12 protein-coding genes are annotated in these 13,293 nt (G+C 62.1%); 8 read left to right on the forward strand and 4 right to left on the reverse strand.

The features are described 5' to 3' along the window. Positions 1-15 precede the first annotated feature (15 nt). The 4 genes from K5Q02_RS18710 to K5Q02_RS18725 all read right to left on the reverse strand — a co-directional run bounded on the left by K5Q02_RS18710 (position 16) and on the right by K5Q02_RS18725 (position 4,711). Positions 16-1,221, reverse strand: a complete 1,206-nt coding sequence (locus tag K5Q02_RS18710) for a CaiB/BaiF CoA transferase family protein (protein WP_225833042.1) — start codon at positions 1,219-1,221, stop codon at positions 16-18. A gap of 78 nt (positions 1,222-1,299) precedes the next feature. Next, a complete protein-coding gene (locus K5Q02_RS18715) occupies positions 1,300-2,652 on the reverse strand; it encodes an MmgE/PrpD family protein (protein WP_225833045.1) in 1,353 nt (450 codons plus the stop codon). A 10-nt stretch (positions 2,653-2,662) separates the two neighbouring features. Continuing rightward, the gene (locus K5Q02_RS18720; protein ID WP_225833048.1) at positions 2,663-3,826 is read right to left on the reverse strand and encodes an acyl-CoA dehydrogenase family protein; all 1,164 of its coding nucleotides are present in this window, start codon (positions 3,824-3,826) and stop codon (positions 2,663-2,665) included. Positions 3,827-3,883: 57 nt separating this feature from the next. Beyond that, positions 3,884-4,711 (reverse strand): FAS1-like dehydratase domain-containing protein, encoded by an 828-nt coding sequence (locus K5Q02_RS18725; RefSeq protein WP_225833051.1) that lies wholly within the window; start codon positions 4,709-4,711, stop codon positions 3,884-3,886. A 128-nt stretch (positions 4,712-4,839) separates the two neighbouring features. On the opposite strand from K5Q02_RS18725, the gene K5Q02_RS18730 reads away from it, so the two are divergent. The 8 genes from K5Q02_RS18730 (at position 4,840) to K5Q02_RS18765 (ending at position 13,254) form a co-directional block, all read left to right on the forward strand. Beyond that, a complete protein-coding gene (locus K5Q02_RS18730; protein ID WP_042556107.1) occupies positions 4,840-5,736 on the forward strand; it encodes a LysR substrate-binding domain-containing protein in 897 nt (298 codons plus the stop codon). Positions 5,737-5,807: 71 nt separating this feature from the next. Continuing rightward, complete coding sequence (locus K5Q02_RS18735; protein ID WP_225833054.1) at positions 5,808-6,338, forward strand: sigma-70 family RNA polymerase sigma factor; 531 nt, start codon at positions 5,808-5,810, stop codon at positions 6,336-6,338. Next, positions 6,322-7,293: a FecR domain-containing protein gene (locus tag K5Q02_RS18740; RefSeq protein WP_225833056.1), complete on the forward strand. Its 972-nt coding sequence runs from the start codon at positions 6,322-6,324 to the stop codon at positions 7,291-7,293. The genes K5Q02_RS18735 and K5Q02_RS18740 overlap by 17 nt, the downstream gene beginning before the upstream one ends. A gap of 277 nt (positions 7,294-7,570) precedes the next feature. Then, positions 7,571-8,542, forward strand: a complete 972-nt coding sequence (locus K5Q02_RS18745) for an IS110 family transposase (RefSeq protein ID WP_225833059.1) — start codon at positions 7,571-7,573, stop codon at positions 8,540-8,542. Between the two features lie 290 nt (positions 8,543-8,832). Further along, positions 8,833-11,178, forward strand: coding sequence for a TonB-dependent siderophore receptor (locus tag K5Q02_RS18750; RefSeq protein WP_225833061.1), 2,346 nt, complete (start codon positions 8,833-8,835; stop codon positions 11,176-11,178). A gap of 365 nt (positions 11,179-11,543) precedes the next feature. Then, positions 11,544-12,212, forward strand: coding sequence for a CsgG/HfaB family protein (locus K5Q02_RS18755; RefSeq protein WP_225833063.1), 669 nt, complete (start codon positions 11,544-11,546; stop codon positions 12,210-12,212). A 17-nt stretch (positions 12,213-12,229) separates the two neighbouring features. Then, the gene (locus K5Q02_RS18760; RefSeq protein ID WP_225833065.1) at positions 12,230-12,586 is read left to right on the forward strand and encodes a DUF4810 domain-containing protein; all 357 of its coding nucleotides are present in this window, start codon (positions 12,230-12,232) and stop codon (positions 12,584-12,586) included. A gap of 5 nt (positions 12,587-12,591) precedes the next feature. After that, on the forward strand, positions 12,592-13,254 hold the full coding sequence (locus K5Q02_RS18765) for a DUF799 domain-containing protein (protein ID WP_225833067.1): 663 nt from the start codon (positions 12,592-12,594) through the stop codon (positions 13,252-13,254). Positions 13,255-13,293: the final 39 nt, after the last annotated feature.

The raw sequence follows: 13,293 nt of genomic DNA on the forward strand, positions 1-13,293 counted from the left end.
GCCTCGAACTAGGCCTCAAATCGCGCCGCTGACCTTCAGGCCCGCTATCGCGGCATCGCTGTACCCCAGCTCGGCCAACAAGGTTTCGGTGTGCTCGCCCAGCGCTGGCACCGCATCCATTCGCGGCGTGAAGGCGCTGTTGCTACCGGGTGGCAGCAGCGCGGGCAAGCTGCCTGCCGGGCTGTCCACCTGGCGCCAGCGGTCGCGGGCCTTGAGCTGCGGGTGGGCCCAGACACCGGCCATGTCATTGACGTGGGCGTTGGCGATCTGTGCGTGTTCCAGCCGTTCGATCACCTGTTCGGCACTGAGCACCGCGAAAGTGCCGACGATGATCGAGCGCAGCGCCTCACGATTGGCCGAACGCCTGGAGTTCGCCGAGAAACGCTCATCGGTCACCAGTTCAGGCTGCAGCAGCACCCGCTCGCAGAACGCCTGCCATTCGCGCTCGTTCTGCAGGCCAAGCATCACCGTGCCGCCGTCGCCAGCGGGGAATGGGCCGTAGGGATAGATGGTCGAGTGGGCGGCCCCGGCACGCGGCGGCGGCGTGGCACCGTCGTACGCGTAATACAGGGGATAACCCATCCACTCGACCAGGCTCTCGAGCATGCTCACATCGATGCGGCTGCCCAGACCGGTTCTGCCACGCAGCAGCAGAGCGGTAAGAATGTTGCTGTAGGCATACATGCCGGCGGCGATATCGGCGATGGAGCAGCCGGCCTTGGCCAATTGATCGTCGCCTGCCCCGCCGGTGACCGACAGGAAGCCGCCCTCGCTCTGGATCAGCAGATCGTAGGCCTTCTTCTTCTCGTAGCTGCCGCCTTCGCCGTAGCCGGAGATGTCGCAGACGATCAGCTTCGGGAAGCGCGCATGCAGCGCCTCGAACGACAGGCCCATGCGCGCTGCCGCGCCCGGCGCGAGGTTCTGTACCAGCACGTCGGCCTTTTCCAGCAGGCTGTCGAGCACCTCACCGGCATCGTCCTGCTTGAGGTCGAGGGTCAGGCTTTCCTTGGAACGGTTGGTCCACACGAAGTGCGACGCCAGGCCATTGACCCGCTCGTCGTAACCACGCGCGAAATCACCACTGCCGGGGCGCTCGACCTTGATCACCCGAGCGCCCATGTCGGCGAGCTGACGGGTGCAGAACGGCGCCGCGATGGCGTGCTCCAGGCTGACCACGGTGATGCCGTCCAATGGCCGGGGCTGCGTATTGTTGTTATTCATGGCGGTTTTCCCGTTTCAATCGTCCAGATCCGTAGGCTGGATCGCGCTTCATCGATCCAGCGCAATATGTCGACGCAGTCAGGCCAGGCCGCTCAGGTCGTCGGTTTGTCGCAGGCGCCAGACCTTGGCGATCAGCTCACCGGCATCAACGCTGCTGCGCTTGCCGGCGAATGCCAGCAGGCGGCGGAACTTGTCTTCCAGCTCACTGCGGCTGAGGGTGTTGCCCGGATCGCCCTTGGGCTCGTCAATGGCGCCGCGCAAGGTGCGGCCGTCGGTGGTAACCACCTCGACCCGACCCAGCCAGCGCGCCGGATAGGCGCCATCCACCTCGGGGTCGAGGCGCATGCTGACCTTATCCCTGAATTCGCTGACGTCAGCATCACTGAGCGACAGGTTCTCGAACTCGGTGAGCTGCGCCTTGCCATGCACGGCGATCAGGCCCAGCACGGTGCCCATGGAAAACTTGGCCTGGTGCACGGTCTGCGGCACCACCACACGCCCCAGCACATCGATGGCGCCCTGGTGCACATGGGTGATCACCTGGGCGATGTCGCCATGTCGCAGGCCTTCGCGCTGCATCAGATCCAGCAGCGCATCGGCAGCCGGGTGGGTGTGGCGGCAGGAGGCGTGGAACTTGAACGAGGTTTCTGCCAGCGCCCAGCGGCTGCCGAGACGATCCGACAGTTTGCTCGGGTTGGCATCGCTGGACATCCCGGCGGCCATGCCCTGCTCGCCCTCGAGAATGTTCTGTGCGCCGGTCAGGCCCTGATCGGTGAAATACGCGGCCAGCAAGCCATCGGCAGCGGCCTTGGCGGTATGCAGTTGCTTGGAATCAGCGGCATCGCGCAGAAACTCCCAAAGCCCGGCGGCCTGGGTGCCGGCATTGCCAAGCAGGTGGACGAACTGCTGTTTGTCGAAGTTCAGCAGCTTGCCCACCGCCACGGCAGCGGCCAGGGTGCCGACCGTGGCCGTGGTGTGGAAGATGCGGTAATGGGAGCGGCCGAGGAACTCACCGATGCGGATGCCCGCCTCGTAGCCGGCCACCGAGGCCAGCAACAGCTCGCGGCCTGTCTTGCCCAGGCCCTGCGCCGCAGCCAGGGCCGCCGGGAACACCACCGTGGCCGGGTGCAGCACCGAACTGTTGTGCAGGTCATCCTGCTCGACCAGATGGGAAGACGCGCCGTTGACCAGTGCCGCAAAGTACGCCGAGGTGCCGCGGCCGTTGACCAGAATGCGCGCCGGGCCATCGGTCGGGCCCATCTTTTGCGCGTAGGCTTCGAACAGCGGAATCGGCCGCGCGCCTTCACTGGCCAGTGCCGAACCGAGCCAGTCGAGGAAGAGGTCTTCGGTACGATCCAGCACCTGCGCGGGGATCTGCTCGTAACGGAGGTCGGCTAGAAATGCAGCGAGCTGCTGAGTATGGGTGCTCATGGCAAGCTCCTTAAAAACTACGCGGCAGCTCGAGCAAATGCTCGGCCACGTAGGACATGATCAGGTTGGTGGAGATCGGCGCCACCTGATACAGGCGGGTTTCGCGGAACTTGCGCTCGACGTCGTATTCATTGGCGAAGCCGAAACCACCGTGGGTCTGCAGGCAGGCGTTGGCCGCCGCCCAGGAGGCTTCCGCCGCCAGGTACTTGGCCATGTTGGCGCTGGCCCCGGCATTTTCGCCGCGGTCGTACTGTTCGCAAGCGCGCCAGCGCATCAGATCGGCGGCCTCGACCTCGATATGCGCCTTGGCGATAGGGAACTGCACGCCCTGGTTCTGGCCAATCGGACGGCCGAAGACCACGCGATCACGGGCGTAGGCACTGGCTTTTTCGATGAACCAGCGGCCATCGCCGATGCACTCCGCAGCGATCAGCGTGCGCTCGGCATTCAGGCCATCGAGGATGTAGCGAAAGCCCTTGCCCTCTTCGCCGATCAAACTGCTGGCAGGAATTTCCAGGTTGTCGAAGAACAGCTCGTTGGTCTCGTGGTTGACCATGTTGGCGATTGGCTGCACGGTCAGGCCGTTGCCGATGGCGTCGCGTAGGTCGACCAGGAAGATCGACATGCCTTCGGATTTCTTCTTCACCTCGGCGAGCGGCGTGGTGCGCGCCAGCAGGATCATCAGGTCGGAATGCTGGATGCGCGAGATCCACACCTTCTGGCCGTTGATCACATACTTGTCGCCTTGGCGCACGGCGGTGGTCTTGATCTTGGTGGTGTCGGTGCCGGTGGTGGGCTCGGTCACGCCCATGGACTGCAGGCGCAGCTCGCCGCTGGCCAGCTTCGGCAGGTAGTAGTTTTTCTGCTCATCGCTGCCGTGACGCAACAGGGTGAACATGTTGTACATCTGCCCGTGCACTGTGCCGGAGTTGCCGCCGCAACGATTCACTTCCTCGAGAATCACCGAGGCTTCGGCCAGGCCCAGGCCAGAGCCGCCGTATTGTTCCGGGATCATCGCCGACAGCCAGCCGGCTTCGGTCATGGCCGCCACGAAGGCTTCCGGGAAGCCCTTCTCTTCATCGATCTTGCGCCAGTATTCGGCGGGGAATTCGGCACACAGGCCGCGTACGCCTTCGCGGATGAAATTCAGTTCTTCGTTCTGTTCCGGGGTCATCTCGATTCCTCGATTCTTCTTGTTGTACGCCAAGCGCAGGGGGATCAATGGCGCTGGTCAGTCGAATTCCAAGTCGGCCTGCTGGGCCATGCCGGCTTCATTACCGGCCCACAGCTGCGCCTTGCCCGGAGCGCTGACGCGCCCGGCCACCTCGAAGGGCTCTGGCGCAACCAGCGGGCGCAGGCCGCGATAGGCGAAACGACGCAAACGGGCCTGCGGGTTGGCGCGGCAGAACGCGCGCAGGTTCAGGGTGGCGATCAGCGGGCCGTGCACCACCAACCCGGCATAGCCTTCGGTGTCGGTGACATAGGGCCAGTCGTAATGAATGCGGTGGCCGTTGAAGGTCACCGCGCTGTAGCGAAACAGCAGTGTCGGGCTGGGCACCACGCCTTCGCGCCAGTCACCGCTCGGCAGCGCCTCGCCAGCGCCGCTCTTGGGCGGGCTGGGCTCGCGGTAGACGATGTCCTGCTCCTCGCGGATCGCCAGCTCGCCGTCCTGCAGGTAATCGTGCTGCACGGTGACGAACAGCAGCGCGCCAGTGCGGCCGTGCTTTTCTTCGATGTGCTTGATGGTCGACACGCGGGTGGCCTCTGCGCCGACCCGCAGCGTGGCGATGAACTCGACGCGACCGCCCGCCCACATACGGTTGCGGTTGTCGGCCGGCGGCAGAAAGCCACCGCGTGCCGGGTGACCGTCACCCCCCAGGCCGCTTTCGGCGATGGGGCCCTGGAAGAACGCCCAGTGCCAGAGCGGCGGCAAGGCTTCGCCGTGAGCGGGCGTGTCTTCGCCCAGGGTCGCGGCGATGCGCTTGACCAGGTTGCGGCTCAGTTGATCGTGGGATTCTTCGGTGCGGCCGATCCAGGCGGAAAAAGCAGAGTCGCTCATGGTGGGTTCCAGCTGTCTTTTTATGTGCGACCAGCATGCAATCCACTTATCGTTCTGTGAATTTGCATTTGCATAAACCGGCGTTCGGTTATGCTGAACACCGCTTCCGCTGCCTGAACAGGATCACCATGCACTTCGATCTGCCGGATTTGCGCCTTTTCATCCATATCGCCGAATCGCCCAGCCTGACCCAGGGCGCACGGCGCGCCTCGCTGTCACCCGCCGCAGCCAGCGCGCGCATCAAGGCGTTGGAAGGCCAGCTCGATACGCGCCTGCTGTACCGCGACAGCCGTGGCGTGGAGCTGACGCCCTCCGGCCAGCGCCTGCTGCAGCACGCGCGGTTGATCATGCGCCAGGTCGATTACCTGAAAAGCGAGTTCACCGAATACGGCAGTGATTCGGCCGGGCATATCCGCATCTTCGCCAACACCACTGCAGTGACCGAGTTCCTGCCCGAAGTACTGGCTGGCTTCCTTGCCGAGCGCCCCGGCGTGACGGTGGATCTGCAGGAGCGCCTGAGCCGCGATATCGTCCGCGGCGTGCTCGATGGCGGCGCCGACCTGGGCATCATCGCAGGGCCGGTGGAAGCCGCTGGCCTGCAGGTGCTGCATTTCAGCACCGATCGCCTGGTGCTGGTGGTGCCGGACAACCACCCCCTGGCCGGCCGCGATCAGGTCAGCCTGCGCGACACCCTGCAGTACCAGCACATCGGCCTGCACGACGGCAGCACGCTGCTGACCTTCTTGCGTGAACATGTGGAAACCCTGGGCGGCACGCTGTCGCTGCGCATCCAGATGTCCAGCTTCGAGGCCATCTGCCGCATGGTCGAAGCCAACGTCGGCATTGGCATCATCCCCGAGTCCGCCGCCAGCCGACACCGCCGCACCATGAAGCTGCACACCATCGAACTGAACGAGGCCTGGGCCGTGCGCGAACGCAGCATGCTGGTACGCGACCTCGAAGCGCTGCCCGGCAGCGTGCGGGCGCTGATCGCCACGTTGCTGCCGGAATCCTCTACCCCGTAGGCTAAAGCGGGATTGCCGCCACCATCGCACTTCAATAAGATGCGAACACTTCGCATATGTGATTGATTTCGATGTCTACCCTGGACGATTCCTACGCACACCAGGTGGAGGGCTACTACAGTGCCCACCACGGCTGGATTCAGGCCTGGCTGAGCAAGCGCCTGGGCAACGTCAGCGATGCGGCGGACCTGGCTCACGACGTGTTTCTGCGCCTGCTCAGCAAACCTCGCCAATTCGACAGCGACAGCCACGCCCGCGCCTACCTGCACGCCATGTCGCGGCATGTGTGCGTCGACTTCTGGCGCCGTCGCGAGGTCGAGCAGGCCTGGCTCGATGTGCTGGCAAGCCGTCCCGAGGTCTGCGCGCCCTCAGAAGAACATCGAGCCATGGTGCTCGAAGCACTGCAGCAGGTTCACAGCATGCTCGCCCGCCTGCCGGAGCGGGTCGCCGAGGCCTTTCTGCTGGCTCAGTTGCAAGGCCTTACCTACCGCGAAATCGCCGTGCAGTTGGGCGTATCCGAACGCACCGTGACCAAGTACCTGGCCCAGGCCATGTACCAGTGCCTGCTGCTGGAGATGGAGCTGGATGAAGCCCTCGTCTGATGCCCCGGATCACGCCGTGCTCAAGCAGGCTGCATACTGGTACGCGCAACTGCAGGGCGACGCCGATGCAGCGCTGCGCGCCAACTGGCAGAGCTGGCACGCCGAGCACGACAGTCATCGCCTGGCCTGGCAGTACGTCGAGCGTATCGGCACGCGCTTCTCGCCGCTGCAGGATGACCGCGATACCGCCCAGCACACCCTGAGCGCTGCCAGACAACTCAAACACTCCAGGCGCAAGGTGCTGCTGGGCCTGGCCGTGTTTGGCGGTGGCGCCCTGCTCGCCCGTCTCGGTTGGGCGCCGGCGCAGCAGAGTCTGTTGGCCTGGCGTGCCGATCAGCGCACCGCCGTCGGTGAAATCCGCTCGCTTAGCCTGGAAGACGGCACACGCCTCTGGTTGAACAGCAACAGCGCGCTGGATATTGCCTACACGGCGCAACGGCGCACGTTGCGCCTGATCCAGGGCGAAGTGTTGATCGAGACCGCCGGGGATAGTCGACCAATGCTGGTTGAAACCGTCCACGGCAGTCTGCAACCCCTAGGGACTCGCTTCAGTATTGGCCAGCAAGCAGACCAGACGAGGCTCGATGTGTTCGAAGGCCAGGTTGCCATTCGCTTCGGCGATCAGAGCGAGGTAGCCACGGTGGTACCCGCTGGCCGCCAGCGCCGTTTCGATGCCGCGCAGCTGACCACGGAGGAAGCGGCCAGCAGCGGACGGCAGAGCTGGTCGCGAGGGATTCTGCAGGCCGATGAACGACCGCTGGGCGAGGTGATCACCGAGCTGGCCCGCCATCACCATGGCCATATCGGTGTAGCACCGGAAATCGCCGGTCTGCGGGTGATGGGTACCTTCCCGCTGAACGATCTGCAACAGAGCCTGAGCATGCTGCAAAGCGTGCTGCCGATCAGCATCGAACGGCCACTGCCGTGGTGGGTCAGCCTCGAAGCCAGGCGCTAGCGGCTCGATCAAACGCTGTGGCGGACATTCGATCTGGCGGGCTGAAGCCCACCCTTGTATCTCGACTACCGCCTCACAAGAGGCGATAGTCCCCGACTGATCATCGGGGGAGTCATGCAAGTCGAGCCCACCCTAAGGCCTTGAGCCTGTTTCGTAGATTGCGCTGCATGGCTCCACACTCACCCTGATAAGTCCGAACGGTATCCAGAGCCTCGAGCTCGCATCAGCAAGGTTGGACGGATGCAGTGACGATCAGACAGAAAAAGAGGAGAGGACCATGTCTGTAGTCGGAATCGACATCGCTAAACACTCATTCGACATTGCCACGGTGCAGGCAAACGGCAAGCACCGCACCAAGGCCAAGCTCGCCAATGACCCGGCAGGGTTCGAGGCCCTGCAGCAGTGGCTGCTCAAGCACGCCGATCCGCAGGCCTGGATCGTGATGGAAGCGACCGGTATTTATCACGAGGCGCTAGCCGAGTGGCTTTACGAGAGAAACTACCGCGTCTGCGTGCTCAATCCTGCGCAGATTGCCTACTACGCGCGCAGCCAGTTACAGCGGGTGAAGACCGACAAGGTCGATGCGAAGCTGATTGCCAGCTACGGCGATAAGCATCAGGACGAGCTACGTATCTGGAAACCTGATCCACCGTCACTTCGCCGCCTCAAGGCCCTGGTACGTCGCTTGAAGGATCTTCAGGAGCTCGAACAGATGGAGCAGAACCGCCTGGATGTCACGAGCGATGCGCGGGTAGTGGAGTCAATCAGATCGGTGCTTGAGCACACCCGCCAGCAGATCGACGAGACGCTCGAGGCGATCAAGAAACACTTCGACGACAACGATGACCTCAGGGGCAAACGGAACCTGTTGATGAGTATCGACGGCGTGGGGGACAAGACGGCAGCGCTGCTGCTGGCCGAACTGGGCGATTTGGACAGGTTCGACGGCAGCCGTGCTGTGACGGCCTATGCGGGGCTCAATCCCAGGCTTCAAGAGTCTGGGAAATTCAAAGGCCAAACGCGGATATCTCGCACCGGCTCTGCCACCTTGCGGGCGGGACTGTACATGCCCGGCGTGGTGTCCATAACGCATAACGTCGCGATACGGGCAATGGCTGAGCGCATGAGAGACAAAGGCAAAACCGGAAAACAGATCGTGTGTGCGGCGATGCGCAAGTTGCTGTGCATCGCCTACGGCGTACTGAAATCGGGAGTGCCTTTTGATGTTGAATTGGCACTTGCTAGGTAGCGGGCAAGACGGTATCTACAACTCGTGCTCCTCGGTAGATGCCGTCTTGCCCGCTACCTCGCAAGCACCAATTTGCCAACCAACCTACATCGCTGCGCACATCCCGCTGTAGGGTGGGCTTTAGCCCACCAATTGGTGTCTCCGTAACGAATGACCACTATCGCTACCAAGGCGCTTTGCAAAGAAAACAAGAAACCCATGTGAAAATTATTTTCATTTAGGCGTTCCGGTTTTCACGTCTCATCCGAATTAGCTGATGACACTGCCACAACATCAGCCAAGGAACACCTATGTCCCCTCGCCCCTCGGTTTCTCTACGCCCCCTGAGCCTGGCCATCGCCCTGGCCCTGTTCGCACCACTGGCCAGCGCCGCCGAACACTACCAACTCGAATCCGGCCCGCTGGCCACGCAACTCAACCGCTTCGCCGCTCAAGCCGGCATTTTCCTGGCCGGCGATGCCAGCCTGACCAGCGGCCAGCACAGTCGCGCTCTGGACGGCAGCTACAGCATCGAACAGGCGCTGGCGATCCTGCTTGAGGGCAGCGGCCTGGAAGCGGTGAAAACCGGCGAGAATCGTTATGAGCTACAGCCGCTACCAATCAGCGGTGGCATGGAGCTTTCGGCCCTGAGCATTTCCGGCAAGGCGCCTGGCTCGACCACCGAAGGCACTGGCTCTTACACGACCTGGTCGACGAGCAGCTCCACGCGCCTCAACCTGTCGCCCAAGGAAACACCACAGTCGATTGCGGTGATAACCCGACAACGCATGGATGACCAACGCCTGACCAACTTGAGTGACGTGCTGGAGGCCACCCCCGGAGTTACCGTCAAACCGCTGGGCATGGGAGCTGACGCCCCGCAAATCTGGGCGCGCGGCTCTTCCATCAAAAGCTTCCAGATAGATGGCGTGCCGACCTCGTCATCACTGAGCAACTACCTGCAAAGCACGGCAATCTTCGACCGCATCGAGATCGTGCGTGGCGCTACCGGCATGATGAGCGGACTGGGAACGCCGTCCGCGACGATCAACATGATCCGTAAACGTCCAACCTACGAGCCGCAGGTCATTCTCAGCGCAGAGACCGGAAACTGGCAGCGCTACGGCACCGCAGTGGATGCCTCCGGCCCCCTTACCGAAAGCGGCAATATCCGCGCTCGAGCAGTTGTCGATTACAAGCAGCAGGGAGCCTGGACAGACAATTACCAGCAGGACTACTTCACGCTCTATGGCATTACCGAAGTGGATCTGAATGACAGCACCCTGCTCACGCTCGGCTTCAGCCATATCACCCGGGACACCGACTCCCCGGTGAGGCCCAGCCTGCTGTTCTACAGCAACGGGCAGCGCATCCGATTCGATGCAGAAGATAACGACACACCCAAGTGGCAGTACTACGACCACGAACTGAGCAGTGTCTTCACATCGATCGAGCACAGCTTCGAGTCAGGCTGGAATGCCAAGGCAGAGTTCACCCACACCGAGTACAGCTACGACACCATCACTGGAAACCTGACAGGCAATATCGACCAGGCAACCGGAACAGGTGGCATCGTGCGCCCGGTTCATTGGGCAAGCGATGTCGGTCAGGACAGCCTGGACGCCTATGTGACAGGCCCCTTCTCGCTGTTCGGGCAGGAGCATGAATTGATCGGGGGCGTCACGCTGTCGCAACTGCAGTCGAGCAGCCCTGGCTATGCGCTGCGATCCGCCCTCACCGTTGCGGATGCATCAGACTGGGTCGATGCGACACCAAGGCCTGACTTCAACCGCAGCGGGAAATCGACTTCTCACGAGTATCAGTATGGTGCGTACCTGAGCACCCGCCTGCACCTGACTGAGGATACAAGTCTGCTACTGGGTGGCCGGGTAACCGACTGGAAGCAGAACAAGGACTCCACGTCTTACACCACTGGCCTCAAGAGCAAAGAAAACAGCCGTGAAAGCGGTATATTCGTGCCCTACGCGGGCCTCGTTCACGCGCTGAATGACACGTGGTCGGTGTACGCCAGTTACACGCAGATATTCCAGCCGCAAGACTCCTTCGTCCAGGACTACGTCGAGTCGCCAGCGCCGGAAGAAGGCACCAGTTATGAAGCCGGCATCAAGGGCAGCTTCAATGACGGTCGCCTCAACTCCAACTTCTCCGTATTCAGAACCGAGCAGGACAACCTGGCCGTCTGGGACAGCGTCGTACGTACCTATGACCTCTACAACGACACGACCACTGAAGGCGTGGAGCTCGAGCTCAATGGCGAACTTGCAGAGGGCTGGAACTTCAGTAGCGGCTACGTTTACAGCGTCACTCGCAACAAGGACGACGAACGCATCCTGACCCGGGCGCCTCGACACAGCATCAAGACCTTCACCACCTACCGCCTCCCAGGCGCACTGAATAAATTAACGATTGGCGGTGGGGTCAACTGGGAAAGCAAGACCGGTGACAATCTGCATCTCTACACGCAAAGCAGCTATGCCCTCGCCAACCTGATGGCTCGCTATGACATCAGCGAAAACCTGACCGCCTCGCTCAACGTCAACAACCTGTTCGACAAGGAGTATTTCATGGGCTCGGCGGGTAACGGCATATATGGGCCGCCCCGCAACTTCATGACCTCCCTGAAATACACCTACTGACTTTCTCGCCCAAGCCATGCTCTCGCAGCACCTGGGCCGAGGTGATGCGAGATGTCTCCCGAGAAAGTCACACATGCATGTCCGACTGCCGCAGCACACCATTGTCGCGCTGAAGCTGAGGGCCAACGCTTTACCAACTCCATCACACCAATGATAGGCGCTACTGGCAAAAGGCCTTTACGATCACTAGAATCGCCGACGCAGGAAGCCACGCCCCGGCTCTCGGGTTAGCGTCATGGATAGACTCATCAAACCCTTCGCGCACAGGCTGCCCGAAGTACCCATGCGTTATCACCTTGTGAAAGTGTTCGGCAGCTTCCTGTCCGTTACAGGCCTTGCCCTGCCCACTTTTTCACGAGATTCGTATGAACAAGATCATCACCGCCAGCCTTGCAGGCATGCTCGTGCTGCTCGCCGGTTGCGCCACCGAAAGCTCGCGCACCCTGGAAGTCGCCAAGGTCACTACCGCTGCCAGCCATTACAACGGCCCGCGCAGCCCGATCGCCGTCGGCAAGTTCGATAACCGCTCCAGCTATCTGCGCGGCATTTTCAGCGACAGCGTCGACCGCCTTGGCGGGCAGGCCAAAACCATCCTGATCACCCACCTGCAGCAGTCGAACCGTTTCAATGTGCTCGACCGCGACAACCTCGCAGAGCTGCAGCAGGAGTCGGGTTTCTCCAAGCAGGCTCAACAGGTGAAAGGCGCCAACTTCGTGGTCACCGGTGACGTCACCGAATTCGGCCGCAAGGAAGTCGGCGACCACCAGCTGTTCGGTATTCTCGGCCGCGGCAAACAGCAGATCGCCTATGCCAAGGTGAACCTCAATATCGTCGACGTCACCACTTCCGAAGTGGTCTATTCCGCCCAGGGCGCCGGCGAGTACAGCCTGTCGAACCGTGAAGTCATCGGCTTCGGCGGCACCGCCAGTTACGACTCGACGCTCAATGGCAAGGTGCTCGACCTGGCGATTCGTGAAGCCGTGAACAACCTGGTCAGCGGTGTCGACAGCGGCGCCTGGCGCCCGGTCAAGTGAGCGCGGAGAACTCGACCATGAAATTCGCCCGTACTCCCCTTCTGCTGGCAGCCCTGCTCGCCGTTGCAACGCTGGGCGGCTGCGCCCAGCAGCCCAAATCGCTGTACTACTGGGATGGCTATCAGCAGCAGGTTTATCAGCGCTTCGAGAACACCACCGGCCCCGAAGAGCAGATTGCCGCCCTTGAAGCCAGCGTGCAGAAAGCCCGCGCGGCGGATCGCACTCTGCCGCCAGGCTTCCATGCCCATCTAGGCATGCTGTACGCGGAGATTGGCAAGCCCGATCAGGTGCGCCAGCAATTCGAAACCGAGAAGGCCCTGTTCCCCGAGTCCGCTCAGTACATGGACTTCCTGATGCGCAATATCGCCAAGTGATCGACATGCCTCTACTGAACTCAATCAGAACACTCGCGGCGCTGGCCGTGCTCGCGCTGCTGGCCGGTTGCGCCACCAAGCAGCCCTATGACTACAGCGCCTTCAAGGAAAGCAGCCCGGCCTCCATTCTGGTGCTGCCTCCGGTCAACAAATCGCCGGATATCAAAGCGTCCTTCAGCGTTTACTCGCTTATCACCGCGCCTTTGAGCGAGGCGGGCTACTACGTGCTGCCCGTCGCGGTGGTCAACGAGACGTTCAAACAGAACGGCATGCTCAACGCCGAGGAAATCCGCGAAGTATCGCCGCAGAAGCTGTACGAAATTTTCGGCGCCGACACAGTGCTGTACATCGACGTGACCGAGTACGGCAGCAGCTACAAGGTGATCAGCAGCGAAGTGGCAGTTGCCGCCAGCGCTACGCTGGTCGATCTGCGTACCGGCAAGGAACTGTGGAAAGGCATCGCCCGCGCCAGCACTGCGGAGCAACAGCAGAACAGCGGCGGCGGCCTTGCGGGCATCCTCATCACCGCGCTGGTCAATCAGGTGATGAACAGCCTGAATGATCGTGGTCATGAGATTGCGGGCCTCACCAGCTCTCGCCTGCTGAGCAGCAATGCGGTCAACGGCATTCTGCCAGGCCCCCGAGCGCGCCCGGTCAGCGCTCGCTGAAGCCCGCCAGACGAGCCCGGATCACCGGGCTCGTTTTAT

The organism is Pseudomonas sp. MM211 (genome assembly GCF_020386635.1).
In the GTDB taxonomy this organism is placed as follows: domain Bacteria; phylum Pseudomonadota; class Gammaproteobacteria; order Pseudomonadales; family Pseudomonadaceae; genus Aquipseudomonas.

Bases quoted from the DNA above. Each gene is read 5' to 3' on its own strand.
- K5Q02_RS18710 (WP_225833042.1), bottom strand. From the start codon at position 1,221: ATGAATAACAACAATACGCAGCCCCGGCCATTGGACGGCATCACCGTG.
- K5Q02_RS18715 (WP_225833045.1), bottom strand. From the start codon at position 2,652: ATGAGCACCCATACTCAGCAGCTCGCTGCATTTCTAGCCGACCTCCGT.
- K5Q02_RS18720 (WP_225833048.1), bottom strand. From the start codon at position 3,826: ATGACCCCGGAACAGAACGAAGAACTGAATTTCATCCGCGAAGGCGTA.
- K5Q02_RS18725 (WP_225833051.1), bottom strand. From the start codon at position 4,711: ATGAGCGACTCTGCTTTTTCCGCCTGGATCGGCCGCACCGAAGAATCC.
- K5Q02_RS18730 (WP_042556107.1), top strand. From the start codon at position 4,840: ATGCACTTCGATCTGCCGGATTTGCGCCTTTTCATCCATATCGCCGAA.
- K5Q02_RS18735 (WP_225833054.1), top strand. From the start codon at position 5,808: ATGTCTACCCTGGACGATTCCTACGCACACCAGGTGGAGGGCTACTAC.
- K5Q02_RS18740 (WP_225833056.1), top strand. From the start codon at position 6,322: ATGAAGCCCTCGTCTGATGCCCCGGATCACGCCGTGCTCAAGCAGGCT.
- K5Q02_RS18745 (WP_225833059.1), top strand. From the start codon at position 7,571: ATGTCTGTAGTCGGAATCGACATCGCTAAACACTCATTCGACATTGCC.
- K5Q02_RS18750 (WP_225833061.1), top strand. From the start codon at position 8,833: ATGTCCCCTCGCCCCTCGGTTTCTCTACGCCCCCTGAGCCTGGCCATC.
- K5Q02_RS18755 (WP_225833063.1), top strand. From the start codon at position 11,544: ATGAACAAGATCATCACCGCCAGCCTTGCAGGCATGCTCGTGCTGCTC.
- K5Q02_RS18760 (WP_225833065.1), top strand. From the start codon at position 12,230: ATGAAATTCGCCCGTACTCCCCTTCTGCTGGCAGCCCTGCTCGCCGTT.
- K5Q02_RS18765 (WP_225833067.1), top strand. From the start codon at position 12,592: ATGCCTCTACTGAACTCAATCAGAACACTCGCGGCGCTGGCCGTGCTC.